The 13,601-nt window shown below is 68.6% G+C and carries 15 protein-coding genes; 14 read left to right on the forward strand and 1 reads right to left on the reverse strand.

Annotated elements, in window-relative coordinates:
- The first annotated feature begins 46 nt into the window (after window positions 1-46).
- The 14 genes from C6571_RS05130 (at window position 47) to C6571_RS05195 (ending at window position 13,171) form a co-directional block, all read left to right on the forward strand.
- A complete protein-coding gene (locus tag C6571_RS05130; protein ID WP_106445741.1) occupies window positions 47-2,266 on the forward strand; it encodes a protein-disulfide reductase DsbD family protein in 2,220 nt (739 codons plus the stop codon).
- A gap of 64 nt (window positions 2,267-2,330) precedes the next feature.
- A complete protein-coding gene (locus tag C6571_RS05135) occupies window positions 2,331-2,531 on the forward strand; it encodes a hypothetical protein (RefSeq protein ID WP_106445742.1) in 201 nt (66 codons plus the stop codon).
- A 19-nt stretch (window positions 2,532-2,550) separates the two neighbouring features.
- Window positions 2,551-2,907, forward strand: a complete 357-nt coding sequence (locus tag C6571_RS05140; RefSeq protein ID WP_106445743.1) for a hypothetical protein — start codon at window positions 2,551-2,553, stop codon at window positions 2,905-2,907.
- Between the two features lie 123 nt (window positions 2,908-3,030).
- Window positions 3,031-4,143, forward strand: coding sequence for a uroporphyrinogen decarboxylase (gene hemE, locus C6571_RS05145; protein WP_106445744.1), 1,113 nt, complete (start codon window positions 3,031-3,033; stop codon window positions 4,141-4,143).
- A gap of 324 nt (window positions 4,144-4,467) precedes the next feature.
- Window positions 4,468-6,552 carry a replication restart helicase PriA gene (gene priA, locus C6571_RS05150; RefSeq protein WP_245901503.1) on the forward strand — a complete coding sequence of 695 codons (2,085 nt, stop codon included), beginning with the start codon at window positions 4,468-4,470 and terminating at the stop codon, window positions 6,550-6,552.
- A 33-nt stretch (window positions 6,553-6,585) separates the two neighbouring features.
- Window positions 6,586-8,034, forward strand: a complete 1,449-nt coding sequence (gene atpD, locus C6571_RS05155; RefSeq protein WP_106448056.1) for a F0F1 ATP synthase subunit beta — start codon at window positions 6,586-6,588, stop codon at window positions 8,032-8,034.
- Window positions 8,031-8,486 carry a F0F1 ATP synthase subunit epsilon gene (locus tag C6571_RS05160; protein WP_106445746.1) on the forward strand — a complete coding sequence of 152 codons (456 nt, stop codon included), beginning with the start codon at window positions 8,031-8,033 and terminating at the stop codon, window positions 8,484-8,486. Before atpD ends, C6571_RS05160 begins: the two co-directional genes overlap by 4 nt.
- A complete protein-coding gene (locus tag C6571_RS05165; protein WP_106445747.1) occupies window positions 8,483-8,773 on the forward strand; it encodes an AtpZ/AtpI family protein in 291 nt (96 codons plus the stop codon). The genes C6571_RS05160 and C6571_RS05165 overlap by 4 nt, the downstream gene beginning before the upstream one ends.
- Window positions 8,770-9,042 carry an ATP synthase subunit I gene (locus tag C6571_RS05170; RefSeq protein WP_106445748.1) on the forward strand — a complete coding sequence of 91 codons (273 nt, stop codon included), beginning with the start codon at window positions 8,770-8,772 and terminating at the stop codon, window positions 9,040-9,042. Before C6571_RS05165 ends, C6571_RS05170 begins: the two co-directional genes overlap by 4 nt.
- Window positions 9,039-9,716, forward strand: a complete 678-nt coding sequence (gene atpB / locus C6571_RS05175) for a F0F1 ATP synthase subunit A (protein WP_106445749.1) — start codon at window positions 9,039-9,041, stop codon at window positions 9,714-9,716. The genes C6571_RS05170 and atpB overlap by 4 nt, the downstream gene beginning before the upstream one ends.
- A 5-nt stretch (window positions 9,717-9,721) precedes the next feature.
- Entirely contained in the window at window positions 9,722-9,973 is a 252-nt protein-coding gene (locus C6571_RS05180) for a F0F1 ATP synthase subunit C (RefSeq protein WP_106445750.1), read from the forward strand.
- Between the two features lie 19 nt (window positions 9,974-9,992).
- Entirely contained in the window at window positions 9,993-10,742 is a 750-nt protein-coding gene (locus tag C6571_RS05185; RefSeq protein ID WP_106445751.1) for an ATP synthase F0 subunit B, read from the forward strand.
- Entirely contained in the window at window positions 10,739-12,295 is a 1,557-nt protein-coding gene (locus C6571_RS05190) for a F0F1 ATP synthase subunit alpha (RefSeq protein WP_106445752.1), read from the forward strand. The genes C6571_RS05185 and C6571_RS05190 overlap by 4 nt, the downstream gene beginning before the upstream one ends.
- A gap of 3 nt (window positions 12,296-12,298) precedes the next feature.
- Entirely contained in the window at window positions 12,299-13,171 is an 873-nt protein-coding gene (locus C6571_RS05195) for a F0F1 ATP synthase subunit gamma (RefSeq protein ID WP_106445753.1), read from the forward strand.
- 166 nt (window positions 13,172-13,337) lie between these two features.
- Here the strand turns inward: C6571_RS05195 and C6571_RS05200 are convergent, their stop codons facing one another.
- Complete coding sequence (locus C6571_RS05200; protein ID WP_106445754.1) at window positions 13,338-13,592, reverse strand: DUF3297 family protein; 255 nt, start codon at window positions 13,590-13,592, stop codon at window positions 13,338-13,340.
- Window positions 13,593-13,601 lie beyond the last annotated feature (9 nt).

The raw sequence follows: 13,601 nt of genomic DNA on the forward strand, positions 1-13,601 counted from the left end.
CAAGCCCCGGAACCAAGTGCGGTCCGGGTGCTCACACTCTGCATCCATGCGCACTCTTCTTGTTTTTCGCTGCCTGATAACTATATTTTTTATAGCTATCAGCGCTTACCCATCAAGCGCCAGAGCCCAATTTAGTCTAAATTCTGGCGCCTCCGCCAGTGCGGTGGTCACCACACCGCGCGTGCGCGCCGAACTGGTGGCGCACGCGCCCGAAGGGCTGGCACCTGGCGAGAGCGCATGGCTGGGCCTGGCCATCGCGCACCAACCGGGCTGGCACACCTACTGGAAAAACCCTGGCGACTCGGGTCTTCCCACCGAACTGAGCTGGCAGTTGCCCTCCGGCGTGGACGTAGGCGAAATCGCCTGGCCCGTGCCAAAACGCATTCGCATCGGTCCGCTGGCGAACTACGGCTACGAGGGCGAGGTGCTGCTGGCGGTGCCGCTGCAGGTGTCGCAGGCCTTCAAGGCGCCGCTGCTTGCCGGCGCGGGCGACACGCTCACCGTGCGCCTGCACGCAAGCTGGCTGGTGTGCCGCGTGGAATGCATTCCCGAAGAGGGCAACTTTGAAATCAACGTGCCGCTGCGCAGCTCTACGGCGGTGGACGCAGCGCGCTTCGCCAGCGCCCAGGCGGCCCAGCCGCAGGCCAACGCGGGCGACGCCAGTGTGCGCGCCGAAGGCGAGCGCCTGCACTGGCGCGTGGCCGGCCTGCCTGCGGCGCTGCAGGGCCAGGTGCTAGACCTGTTTGCTGAAACCCCCGGCGTGCTGGTGCCGGCGGCCGAGACCGGCAAGGACTGGAGCCAGGCCTGGGACGGCGCGGTGTGGACCGCCGACACCCCGCTCTCGCCCGAGCACGAGGCGGCTCCCGAGAGCGTGCCCGTGGTGTTGGCGCGTGCGGACGGTGCGCGGGTGGACGGCGCCGTCGGCTGGCGCAGTGTGGCCAGCGTGCAAACACCCTGGAGTGCCGGCGCGGTGCGCGCCGAAGTCTCACCCGCCCTGGCGGCGGCGCTGGAAGCCAACCGCCTGGCGGCGCAGACGGCAGCCGTGGTGCCCACACCCTCGCTGGCCGGCCTGGCCGCAGCGCTGCTTGGCGGCCTGCTGGGCGGCCTGCTGCTCAACCTGATGCCCTGCGTGTTCCCGGTGCTCGCCATCAAGCTGCTGGCGCTGGCGCAGCACGGTGGCCAGCCGCGCGCCCAGCGCCTGGCCGCGCTGGCGTACACCGCTGGCGTGATGCTGTCGTTTCTCGCCCTGGGCGGCCTGCTGCTGGCGCTGCGCGCGGCGGGCGAGCAGCTCGGCTGGGGCTTTCAGCTGCAGTCGCCCGTGGTGGTGGCGCTGCTGGCCGGCTTGTTTACGCTGATCGGACTGAATCTAGCGGGCGTTTTTGAGTTCGGCCAGTTCGTTCCGGGGCGCCTGGCCACGCTGCAGGCCCGCCACCCGGTGACCGACGCGCTGCTCTCGGGCGTGGTGGCTGTCGCTATTGCTTCGCCCTGCACGGCACCCTTCATGGGGGCCTCGCTCGGCTTTGCCGTCGCCATGCCCACAGCGCAGGCGCTGGCCGTTTTTGGTGCGCTGGGGCTGGGCATGGCCCTGCCGTACCTGTTGGCGGGGTTCATTCCGGCGCTGGCGCACGCCCTGCCGCGCCCCGGACCGTGGATGGAGACTTTCCGCCACGCCATGGCCTTCCCGATGTTTGCCACCGTGGTCTGGCTGGTTTGGGTGCTGGGCCAGCAAAGCGGCATCGACGGTGCGGGCGCCTTGCTGGCGCTGCTGGTGGCAGGCAGCAGCCTGGTCTGGGCCCTGAGCCTGCGTGGCCGCACGCGCATCGTGCTGGTCTCCACGCTGCTGGTCCTGGGCGCCTGGCTCGGCATCGCCCTGGGGCCGCATGTGGTCAAACCCCAGGAAAGCGTCGTGCAGGCGGCACCGGGGGCCACCGCGTGGCAGCCCTGGTCTTCCCAGCGCGTGGCCGAACTGACGCAGAGCGGCCAGCCCGTGTTTGTCGACTTCACCGCCGCCTGGTGCGTCACCTGCCAATACAACAAGCGCACCACCCTGGCCGACGCCGAGGTACTGGCCGACTTTGCCCGGCGCAAGGTGGTACTGATGCGTGCCGACTGGACGCGGCGCGACCCCGCCATTACCGCCGCCCTCACCGCCTTGGGCCGCAGCGGTGTGCCGGTCTATGTGCTGTACGCCAAAGACAAGCCGCCCGTAGTGCTGAGCGAAATCCTGAGCAAGAACGAAGTGCAGGCGGCGCTGGCGGGGCTGTGACAATGGCGGTTCCCAGACCGTCTGCGGGCAGGGGCTGAACAAGATCAATGGAGACAAGGATTTCTTGCGCCGCAGGGAACAGCGCCAGCAGACGGTGGTAGTGTGGCGCAACGCAGCAGAGATCAAAGCCCATGAAATCAAGTTTCCAATCACGGCGCAGCGCATGCCTGACCCTGGCGGCAGGGGTCTTGGCTTTGGGGTTAAATCCGTCTTCAGCGCTGGCCAGATCCACGTCAATAGCTATTACTTCAATAGCGCCATTTGATGCAAACAGCTGGGCGCGCTTGGTCGAAAAAGGCCCCCGCCCTGCGGCCTACATCTTCACTGCGACCACCTGCTCCGCCTGCCCCGACGTTTTCGAGAAGCTGCGCAGTTTTGTCATGGATGCGCACCGCCCGGTCGAACTGGCGGCCGTGGTGGTGGATGTGGAAGGCGTGCGCGCCGTCGAGCTTGGCGCAAGTCGTTACCTGGGACTGACCCGGCTGTATGCCTTTCACGGCGACGAGACCGCCCTGCGGCGCAGCGTGGACCCCCAGTGGACAGGCGCCTTGCCTTACATCGTCCTGCTCGGCCGAGATGGCTCGGTGCAGCGCAGCCTGGGGGCACCTGATCCCGCCATGCTGAAAAAGTGGCTGCCTTGACGATGTGACCAGGGCGGTGTGAACCGGGGCCGATGCCCTGGGCACGCAGTGGCTGTCAGTGGCGATGTCTCGGCCACGCCAGCCGGCATTGGGCAGCGACCACCAGCCTGCGACAATCGCAGGATGAGCTTTGCACCCCTCTCCAACGACACCTTTCTTCGCGCCTGCCGCCGCCAGGCCACCGACTACACGCCCTTGTGGCTGATGCGCCAGGCGGGGCGCTACCTGCCCGAGTACAAGGCGACACGCGCCAAGGCGGGCAGCTTCATGGGCCTGGCCACCAACGTGGACTACGCCACCGAAGTGACGCTGCAACCGCTGGAGCGTTTCCCGCTGGACGCGGCCATTCTGTTTTCCGACATCCTCACCGTACCCGATGCCATGGGCCTGGGCTTGACCTTTGCCGAGGGCGAAGGCCCGCGCTTTGCCAAAACGGTGCGCGAGGAGGCCGACGTGGCCGCCCTTGCCGTGCCCGACATGGACAAGCTGCGCTACGTGTTCGACGCGGTCACCAGCATCCGCAAGGCCTTGAATGGCCGCGTGCCGCTGATCGGTTTTTCCGGCAGCCCCTGGACGCTGGCCTGCTACATGGTCGAAGGCAAGGGCTCGGACGACTACCGCCTGGTCAAGAGCCTGATGTACAGCCGCCCGGATTTGATGCACCGCGTCCTCGCGGTGAACGCGGACGCTGTGGCGCAGTACCTGAACGCACAGATAGACGCCGGCGCGCAGGCGGTGATGGTGTTCGACAGCTGGGGCGGCGTGCTGGCCGACGGCGCGTTCCAGGAGTTCAGCCTGGAATACACCCGCCGCGTGCTGTCGCAGCTCAAGCGCCATGGCCCGGACGGGCAGGACGTACCGCGCATCGTCTTCACCAAGGGCGGCGCCCTGTGGCTGGAAGACATGGCGCCGCTGGACTGCGAGGTGCTGGGCCTGGACTGGACGGCCAATCTGGCCAAGGCACGCGCGCTGGTGGGCGGTGTGGCGGGCGGGCCGGGCAAGGCGCTGCAGGGCAACATTGACCCCAACGTGCTGTTTGCGCCCCCGGCGCAGATTGAAATCCAGGTGCGCAAGGTGCTTGAAAGCTTTGGCGCACCGCACACCGACCGCAGCACGACCGGCCCGACCCATATCTTCAACCTGGGCCACGGCATCAGCCAGTTCACGCCGCCCGAGCATGTCACCGCGCTGGTCGAAGCGGTGCACCAGCAGTCACGGGCCCTGCGCAGGGCTTGACACGGAGCATTTTTTTTGCCACTTGTGCACACTGCGGCTGCAAGTGTGCTAGCACCGTGCCAGCGGCTTGCGGCGTCGGACTGCTCCTACCCCTGGACGGCTAAGTGCTTGATTCATATAGAAGGGCTGGCACTGCTGAAAAGCTGTGCAGCCCAAGCAAAGGCTCAGCGGACGGGGCTTTGGAGGCGGCTCTGGCGACCTGTCCACAAAGTTATCCACAGAAAATCTGGACTCTTTAAAAACCCTTGAAAGATCAGCCACTTGCATCCCAAAGCGGAAAAAGAGGATGAAGCAGAACGCGCAAGCGACGATGCGCCCTGCACCGTGCAGGTCGCGGTACATACGCCAGCGCACAGCGCCATCGGCGAACTGCTGAGCTACCGTTCGGCCACGCTGCTGGCGCCCGGAACACTGGTGCGCGTGCCGCTGGGCCAGCGCGAGGTGCTGGGTGTGGTCTGGGACAGGGCGGACGACACCGCCGCGCAAGCGCCAGTACAACTGCGCGCCGTTGCCGGCGTGCTGGGCGGCGTGGCACCGCTGGGTGCCGACTGGCGTGCGCTGGTGGCCTTTGCCGCGCGCTACTACCAGCGCAGCCTGGGCGAAATAGCGCTGGCCGCTCTGCCAGCCCAGTTGCGCACGCTGGGGCCGGAGCAGATGGCGCGCCGCCTGCGCCGGCCTGCCACCCAGGCCGAGCAAGCAAATGCTATTGAATTGATAGCTCTTAGCGCAGAACAGGAAAGCGCCAGAGCCCAAATTTCTTCAAAAATCGGCCCCTTCCTGATGTTTGGCAGCACCGGCAGCGGCAAGACCGAGGTGTACCTGCGCTGCGTGCAGGAGCTGCTGCAGGCCGACCCGGCGGCCCAGGCGCTGGTCATGGTGCCCGAGATCAACCTGACGCCGCAGCTCGAAGAGCGCTTTGTCAGCCGTTTTGGCGCGGCGCAAGTGGTCTCGCTGCACAGCGGCATGACGAATCCGCAGCGGCTCAAGAGTTGGCTGGCGGCGCACAGCGGGCAGGCGCGCATCGTGCTGGGCACGCGCATGGCGGTGTTTGCGTCGATGCCCGGCCTGGCGCTGATCGTCGTCGACGAGGAGCACGACGCCAGCTACAAGCAGCAGGAGGGCGCGCGCTATTCGGCACGCGATCTCGCCATCTGGCGCGGCCACGCCTGCGGCGCCAAGGTCGTGCTGGGTTCGGCCACGCCCTCGCTTGAGAGCTGGCACGCCAGCCGCCCACCCAGCCCGCAAGACCCCGAAGGCGGGCGCTACCTGCGCCTGGCCATGCCGAGCCGCATTGGCGCTGCCGCATTGCCGCGCGTGCGCCGCGTCGACATGGGCCAGCAACCGCACCGCACCGTGTTCTCGGCCCCGCTGCTGGCCGCCATCACCGAACGCGTGCAGCGCGGCGAGCAATGCATGGTGCTGCTCAACCGGCGCGGCTATGCGCCGGTGCTCACCTGCAGCGACTGCGACTGGAAGAGCGACTGCCCGCACTGCAGCGCGCACCAGGTGTTCCACAAGATCGACCGCAGCCTGCGCTGCCACCACTGCGGCTTTGCCCAGCGCGTGCCGCGCGCCTGCCCGGCCTGCGGCAACCCCGACATCGTCCCCATCGGGCGTGGCACCGAGCAGCTTGAAGAGCAATTGGCCGCCCTGCTCGCCGGCGTGCAGCGCGCCGATGGCAGCCCGGTGCGCATTGCCCGCATCGACGCCGACAGCACGCGCGCTGCCGGCGCGCTGCAAAGCCAGTTGGCGCAGGTGCATGCGGGCGAGGTGGATGTGCTGGTGGGAACGCAGATGATCGCCAAGGGCCATGACTTTCGCCGCGTCAGCCTGGTGGCTGCCGTGCAGCCCGACGGTGCGCTTTTTTCCAGCGACTTCCGTGCGCCCGAGCGCCTGTTTGCCTTGCTGATGCAGGCCGCAGGCCGCGCCGGACGCGACGCCGCCTGGATGGCCGAGCGCGGCGCGCCCTGCGAGATGTGGGTGCAGACCTACCATCCCACGCATCCGGTGTACGAGGCCCTGCGCCGCCATGACTACCCGGCCTTTGCCGCGCAGCAGCTCACCGAGCGCCAGCAGGCCAGCATGCCGCCGTTTGCTTTCCAGGCCCTGGTGCGCGCCGACGCGCGCACGCAGCCAGTGGCCCAGGGTTTTCTGACTGCGGCGGCGGAGGCAGCGCGCGCTGCGGCGCTGCCGGGCCTGGAGCATGTCAGCCTCTATCCGCCGGTGCCGCTGGTGGTGCAGCGCGTCGCCGGCGTCGAGCGTGCGCAGATGCTGATCGAAAGCAGCAGCCGTCCGGCGCTGCAGCACTTTTTGGCGGCCTGGCAGGGCGTGCTGCGCAGCACCCGCGCCGATCCTGTCCACAAAGGCCTGGTGCGCTGGCTGGTGGATGTGGACCCGCTGGCGATCTGAGCGATGTTGCAAGGGCACAATGTCCCGCTGACCATGCCGCTTCTCACGCCCACACTGTCTGCCCTCACCAGCACCCATGACCCGGCCGACCTCTCCCACTGCGGTCGGGTGTATACCGTGCGCGCCGGTGTGGTCGAGGTGCGGTTTCCGCCCGAGGCACTGCCCGCGCTCGGCACCGCACTGGAAGTCTGCACGCCTGGCGAAGCTACGGTCACGCTCGAAGTACAAAGCCAGATCGACGAGCGCACGGTGCGCGCCGTGGCGCTGGAGGAAACCCAGGGCCTGGCGCGGGGCGCACCGGTACGCTCGCTCGGCGGTCCGCTGACCGTTCCGGTGGGCGATGCGCTGCTCGGCCGGCTGGTCAATGTGCTCGGTCAGGCCTGCGACGGCGGCGCCCCGATTCCAGCCGACACCCCGCGCCGCCCCATCCACTGCCCGCCGCTGCCACTCGCCCAACGCCGGGCCGTGGCCGAAGTGTTCGAGACCGGCATCAAGGTGATCGACCTGCTGACGCCGATGGCGCTGGGCAGCAAGGCGGCCATGTTCGGCGGCGCGGGCGTGGGCAAGACGGTGCTGGTGATGGAGCTGATCCACGTCATGGCGCAAACCTACCAGGGGCTGTCGGTGTTTGCCGGCGTGGGCGAGCGCACGCGCGAGGGCCATGAGCTGCTGCTGGACATGCGCAACTCGGGCATGCTGGCCAATTCCATCCTGGTCTACGGTCAGATGAACGAGACCGCCGGAGCCCGCTGGCGCACGCCGCTGACCGCGCTGGCGCTCGCCGAGTATTTCCGCGATGAACAGCACCGCAACGTGCTGCTGCTGATGGACAACGTGTTTCGCTTCGTGCAGGCGGGGGCAGAGGTCTCGGGCCTGCTGGGCCGCCTGCCGTCCCGCGTGGGCTACCAGCCCACGCTGGCCAGCGAGGTGGCTGCCGTGCAGGAGCGCATTGCCTGCGGCGAACACGCCTCGGTCACCGCCATCGAGGCGGTCTATGTGCCGGCCGACGATTTCACCGATCCGGCCGTCACCGCGATTGCCGCGCACCTTGACAGCCGTGTCGTGCTCTCGCGCGCCCTGGCCGCCGAAGGCATGTACCCGGCGGTGGACCCACTGGCCTCGCAGTCGCGTCTGCTGGACCCGGCCATCGTTGGCCAGGCGCACTGCGACCTGGCGCGGGAAGTGCGCGAGGTCCTGGCCCGCTACCGCGAACTGCAGGACATCATCGCGCTGCTGGGCGTGGCCGAGCTGAGTGCAGAGGACCAGCTGCGCGTCCAACGCGCGCGCCGGCTGCAGCGTTTTCTGACCCAGCCCTTCAGCGTGACGGAGGCCTTTACCGGCCAGGCCGGGCGCCAGGTGGCCTTGAAAGACACGCTCGCGGGCTGCCGCGCCCTGCTGGACGGCGCGGGCGACGATTTTCCCGAGAGCGCCTTCTACATGGTGGGCACGCTGGACGAAGCCCTGGCGAGGACATCCGAATGACGGCGGCCACTGCCTGGCCACGGGCCAACGCCATCCACCTGGTGCTCTCGAGCCTGGGCGCGGTGCTGGTCGATGCACAGGGCGTGCGCTCGGTGCGCGCGCAGGATGCCACGGGCAGCTTCGGCCTGTGGCCGGGCCACGAAGACCTGTTGGCGGTGCTGAGCGTCGGCCTGTTGTCCTGGCGCGATGCGCAGGACGCCTGGCACTGGTGCGCGCTGCGCGGCGGCGTGCTCACCCTGCAGCGCGGCGTTGAGTTGCAGATCGCCAGCCGCGAGGCCGTGCTCGGCGACGACCCCGGCCAGCTCGAGCGCACGGTGCTTGAGCTGCTTCGCCAGCGCCAGCAGACCGAGGACGATGCACGCCGCGAAAGCCACCAGATCGAAGTGCAGCTGCTGCGCCAGCTGCAACCCGGCAGGGCCGACGCGCAGCGCACACCGGGCGTCTGGCCATGAGCGAGAACCCCTTGCCCGAGGAAGACCGCGCCTGGCTTGGCCAGGTGCGCCAGCAGTGGCAGCGACAGCTGCGCAGCCGCCGCGAGGGCGAACCCAGCCTGCTCGGCCAGCTCGCCAGCGTCGGCGTGCTGGGCTGGGTGGTGGTTGTGCCCACGCTGCTGGGCATTGCGCTGGGGCGCTGGCTGGATGCGCAATTGCGCACCGGCATCACCTTCACGGGGGCGCTGCTGCTGCTGGGCCTTTTGCTCGGCGGCTGGGCGGCCTGGCGCTGGATACACCGACCATGACGGCGCTGTTTTTCTTCCCCGGCCTGCTGCTGGGCGCCTGGCACTTTGGCAGCTTGCACTGGCTCACGGAGCGCCTTGCCCGCAGCGGACAGACCCCCTGGGGCGGCATGCTGGCGCTGCAATTGCTGCGCTTTGCGCTGCTGGCTGGCGCCTGTTATGGCGCCTCGCGCGCCGGGGCGTTGGCGCTCATTGCGCTGGGGCTGGGGGTGCTGGCAGCGCGCCCACTGGTGCTGCATTTCACCAACCGCCGCCGGCCCCCTCTGCCATGACCACCAACCCGTTCCTCCACGAAGTGCTGCTGCAGCTTGGCCCACTGGCGATCACCACGCCCGTCGTCACCACCTGGGCCTTGATGCTGGTGCTGGTGCTGGGCGCGGCCTGGCTGCGCAACCGCCTATCGGTGCGCGCGCCAGGCCGGGTGCAATCGATGGCCGAGGCGGCGTTCGAGTTGGTGCAGACCGAGATGCGCTCGACCATGAATACCGATCCTGCGCCCTTTTTGCCGCTCATCGCCACGCTGTTCGTCTTTATCCTCACGGCCAACCTCAGCGGGCTCATTCCCGGCGTCGTGCCGCCCACCGCAGCCCTGGAAACCGATCTGGCGCTGGCGCTGTCCGTGTTTGCTGCCGTGCTGGGCTGGGGCATCGGCAGACGCGGCTTGTGGGGCTACCTGCGCAGCTACGCACAACCGAGCCTGTTGCTGCTGCCGCTGAACCTGATCGAGGCGCTGACCCGCATCGTCTCGATGTCGGTGCGCCTGTTTGGCAACATGATGAGCGGTGTCGTCATCTCCGCCGTGGTTCTGGGGCTTGCGGGGCTGCTGGTGCCGGTGCCGTTCATGGCACTGGAACTGCTCTCCGGGCTGATCCAGGCCTATATCTTTACCGTGCTCGCAATGGTCTTCATTGCTGCGGCCGCGAGCGAACCTTCTCAACCGGAGTGACCCCCATGGACAACCAATGGATTGAACTTGTCAGCATCGTCTGCGCGGCCTTTGCCGTGTCCTTTGGCGCCCTCGGCCCGGCGCTTGCCGAGGGCCGGGCGGTCGCCGCAGCCATGGATGCGCTGGCCCGCCAGCCCGAGGCCGCCAGCACGATCTCGCGCACGCTGTTCGTCGGCCTGGCCATGATCGAGACCACCGCCATCTACTGCCTGGTCATCGCCCTGTTGCTGCTGTTTGCGAACCCGTTCCTGCGTTAAGCGGGTTCACAACGCCACGATGAATATCGACCTCTCCACCCTGCTGCTGCAAGCGGTCAACCTGCTGGTGCTGCTGGCGCTGCTGCGCTGGCTGCTGTACCGGCCATTGCAAAGGGTGATCGCGGCGCGCCGCGCCCTCGTCGCCAAGGAGCTGGCCGACGCCAGCGACAAAGTGGCACAGGCGCAGCAGACTGCCAGCGAACTCAAGAGCCAGCAGCAAACCCTGCAAGCCGAGCAGGCCAGCCTGCTGGACGCGGCGCGCCGGGATGCCGCCGCAGAACGCGAGCAGCTCCTCACCAGCGCCCGCCTGGAAGCCAAGGCACAGCTGGACGCCGCGCGCGTGCAACTGGCAAGCGAACGCCAGCAAGCCGGGGCAGCGCTCTTTGACGAGGCCTCTGGCTTGGCGGTGGATCTGGCCGGCCGACTGCTGGCACACACGCCGGTTGATGACGGTGCTTTCATCGACCGCCTGCTGGCCCAAGTGGCCGCCACGCCCGAGGCGCAGCGGGCAAGCTGGTTTGCGCAGGGCAGCGCAAGAAATGTCGAACTGTGCACCGCACGCGCACTGGCACCTGCGGCGCAGGAGGCACTGCAGGCTCGCCTGCAGACCTTGCTGGGCGAAGACGTGGCACTCACTTGCTCGCACGACAGCGCACTGATTGCAGGCGCCGAACTGCGCTTTGCTCTGGGCACGCTGTCACTGCACTGGGCGCAAGCGCTGCAAGAGGCCCATCAGGCCCTGGCGCCAGTGGCGCAGGAAGCGCCATGAACTCCGCCGCAGCCCAGGCCGATTCCTTGCCCGAGCCGCTGGCGGCAAGCCTGCCACGCTGGCGCAGCGCCGCTGCGGCGCGCCTGCCTGAGGGCGCACGCCCAGCGCATTTCGAGGAAATCGGCAGCGTGCACGCCACCGGCGACGGCATCGCCGACATACGCGGCCTGGCCGGCGCGCGCCTGGGCGAGCTGCTGCGCTTGTCCGGCGATCGCATGGGTTACGCCGCCAGCCTGAATGCCGACAGCATTGCCTGCGTGCTGCTCGATGACAGCGCCGGCGTGGCCGTGGGCGACGCGGTGCACCGCACCGGCGACATTGTGCGGGTGCCAGTCGGCGAGGCGCTGCTGGGCCGCGTGGTCGACCCGCTGGGCCGCCCGCTCGACGGGCGCGGGCCGATAGCAAGCACCGAGCGCCTGCCGGCCGAGCGGCCAGCGCCCAGCGTGCTGGATCGCGCTCTGGTGCAGCAGCAGGTCCACACCGGAACGCTCGCCGTGGATGCGCTGTTCCCCCTGGGGCGGGGCCAGCGCGAGCTGTTGATTGGCGACCGCGGAACCGGCAAGACAGCGATTGCCGTCGATGCCGTCCTTGCGCAAAAGGACAGCGAACTCATCTGCGTCTATATCTGCGTCGGCCAACCCTCGGAATCCGCCGCCGCCGTGGTGGCGGCGATTGAAAACTTGGGCGCACCCGAACGCTGCATCGTCGTCGTGGCCGGTGGCAGCGACGCCCCCGGCCTGCAATGGCTGGCGCCTTTTGCCGGGTTTTCCATGGCCGAATGGTTCCGCGACCGTGGCCGCCATGCACTGGTGGTGGTGGACGACCTGACCCAGCACGCGGCTACGCACCGCGAACTGGCGCTCTTGATGCAGCAGCCGCCGGGGCGCGAAGCCTACCCCGGCGATATCTTTCACGTGCACGCGCGCCTGCTCGAGCGTGCCGCCATGCTCTCGCCCGAGCGTGGCGGCGGCTCGCTGACGGCGCTGCCGGTGGCCTGCACCGAAGCGGGCAACCTGAGCGCCTACATCCCCACCAACCTGATCTCGATCACCGACGGACAGATCGCGCTGAACGCGCGCCAGTTCGAGCTGGGTCAGTTGCCTGCAGTGGACACCGGCCTGAGCGTGAGCCGCATCGGCGGCAAGACCCAGGCCCCGCTGATGCGCGGGGCCGTGGCGCAATTGCGCCTGGCGTACGCGCAGTTTCTCGAACTCGAAGGCTTTGCCCGCTTTGGCACCGAGCTGGACGAGCGCGTCCAGGCGCAGATTGCCCGTGGCCGTTTGATACGTGCTGCACTGGGCCAACCCCATCTGGCGCCGCAGAACCCTGCGCTGCAAGTGGCGCTGATGATCGCATTGCAAGCCGGGCTGCTGGACGCTGGCGGCCCGCAAGCCCTGCCGGCCAAACTGCTACAGCTTGGCGACGCGATTGCCGCTGACGCGAACCTGGCGGCAGCGCTGCGCACGCGCGGCAAGGTCCCGGCCGGCCTGCAAGAGCGGCTGCGCACGCAACTTGCCCAGGTACTGGGCGAGCCGACGATGGCCGTCGTCTGAAGCATGAACCGCACTGCCGCCGAGGTCCAAGCGCGCCTTGCCACCACGCAAAGCTTTGGCGGCCTGGTCAGCGCGCTGCGCGGCATGGCGGCGGCGCGCACCGAGCGTGCGCGCACACGCATCGCCGGTGCCGATGCCTACAGCCACACGGTGGCCGCAGCCATCGGCCAGGCGCTGGCGCTGCTGCCGGCGGACGCTGCCGTTGCCCGCACCGGCGACGGCCACGACGAAATGCTGTGGCTGGTGTTCGGTGCGGAGCAGGGCTTTAACGGAGGCTACACCGAGCGCGTGCTAGACGCTCTGCCCACAACAACGCCCACCACACGGATCGTGCTGCTCGGGGAGCAGGCCAAGCGCATCGCGCATGTGCGCCGCCTCCCCATCGAAGCCCACGCTCCCCTGGTGGCGCACGCGGGCGCCGTGATCCCCGCCAGCGAGCGGCTGCGCAGCTTGTTGCTGGACACGTTGGCGCGAAAACCTGCGGCAAGCGTCGAACTGCTGTTTGGCGAGCTGGGAGCCGGCAACCATTTCGAACTGCGGCGCCAGCGCCTGCTGCCGTTGGACCTCGAAACCCTGCGCGCCGCGCCCACGCAGGCACCGCGCGTGCACCAGCCACCGGCCGAGCTGCTGCACCTGCTGGCGGGCGAATACGTCACCGCCCGTCTGGCGCGTGCCGTGCTGCACAGCCACGCGGTGGAGAACCTGGCGCGGCTCTCCGCCATGGCGGCCGCGCAAGAGAACGTTGCGAAGCTGGGCGAATCCCTGCAGGCCGAACTGCGCCAGCTGCGCCAGGAGGCCATCACCGCCGAAGTGGTGGAACTGGCCGCCGGCCTGCGCTCGCTGCGCGCGCGAAGCGACGCAGCCACCGGACCCTGAGCCCCGCGGCGCGCCGCCTCTGTGCTGAGCGCTACCCTGTGGCGCTCGGCAATGGCAGCGCAGGCAGTGGGGTCAGATCACGCTGCAGCGCAGCGAAACGCGTGCTCTGACCCCACTTCCGGAATGTTGGGAGCGGCGGTGGCGGGAAGCGCCTGCACCCCACGCATCAAGCAGTCTTGTAAAACGCCTCCACCGTGCCCTTGAGCGTGATCAGCAACGGCCGCCCCTTGCGGTCCAGCGTCTTGCCTGCGGGCACCTTCACCCAGCCTTCACTGACACAGTATTCGTCGACGTCGAAGCGCTCCTTGCCATTGAAGCGAATGCCGATGTCATGCTGGAAAACCTCGGCGACGTGGTGGGGGCTGCGCGGATCGACGCTCAGGCGGTCTGGCAGCGCGGGGGGATCGTGGGGTTGGGTCATGGTGGCAAT

The sequence above is a fragment of the Simplicispira suum genome, assembly GCF_003008595.1.
GTDB classification, from domain to species: Bacteria; Pseudomonadota; Gammaproteobacteria; order Burkholderiales; family Burkholderiaceae_C; genus Simplicispira; species Simplicispira suum.

Bases quoted from the DNA above. Each gene is read 5' to 3' on its own strand.
- C6571_RS05130 (WP_106445741.1), top strand. From the start codon at position 47: ATGCGCACTCTTCTTGTTTTTCGCTGCCTGATAACTATATTTTTTATA.
- hemE (WP_106445744.1), top strand. From the start codon at position 3,031: ATGAGCTTTGCACCCCTCTCCAACGACACCTTTCTTCGCGCCTGCCGC.
- atpD (WP_106448056.1), top strand. From the start codon at position 6,586: ATGCCGCTTCTCACGCCCACACTGTCTGCCCTCACCAGCACCCATGAC.
- C6571_RS05160 (WP_106445746.1), top strand. From the start codon at position 8,031: ATGACGGCGGCCACTGCCTGGCCACGGGCCAACGCCATCCACCTGGTG.
- C6571_RS05165 (WP_106445747.1), top strand. From the start codon at position 8,483: ATGAGCGAGAACCCCTTGCCCGAGGAAGACCGCGCCTGGCTTGGCCAG.
- C6571_RS05170 (WP_106445748.1), top strand. From the start codon at position 8,770: ATGACGGCGCTGTTTTTCTTCCCCGGCCTGCTGCTGGGCGCCTGGCAC.
- atpB (WP_106445749.1), top strand. From the start codon at position 9,039: ATGACCACCAACCCGTTCCTCCACGAAGTGCTGCTGCAGCTTGGCCCA.
- C6571_RS05180 (WP_106445750.1), top strand. From the start codon at position 9,722: ATGGACAACCAATGGATTGAACTTGTCAGCATCGTCTGCGCGGCCTTT.
- C6571_RS05185 (WP_106445751.1), top strand. From the start codon at position 9,993: ATGAATATCGACCTCTCCACCCTGCTGCTGCAAGCGGTCAACCTGCTG.
- C6571_RS05190 (WP_106445752.1), top strand. From the start codon at position 10,739: ATGAACTCCGCCGCAGCCCAGGCCGATTCCTTGCCCGAGCCGCTGGCG.
- C6571_RS05195 (WP_106445753.1), top strand. From the start codon at position 12,299: ATGAACCGCACTGCCGCCGAGGTCCAAGCGCGCCTTGCCACCACGCAA.
- C6571_RS05200 (WP_106445754.1), bottom strand. From the start codon at position 13,592: ATGACCCAACCCCACGATCCCCCCGCGCTGCCAGACCGCCTGAGCGTC.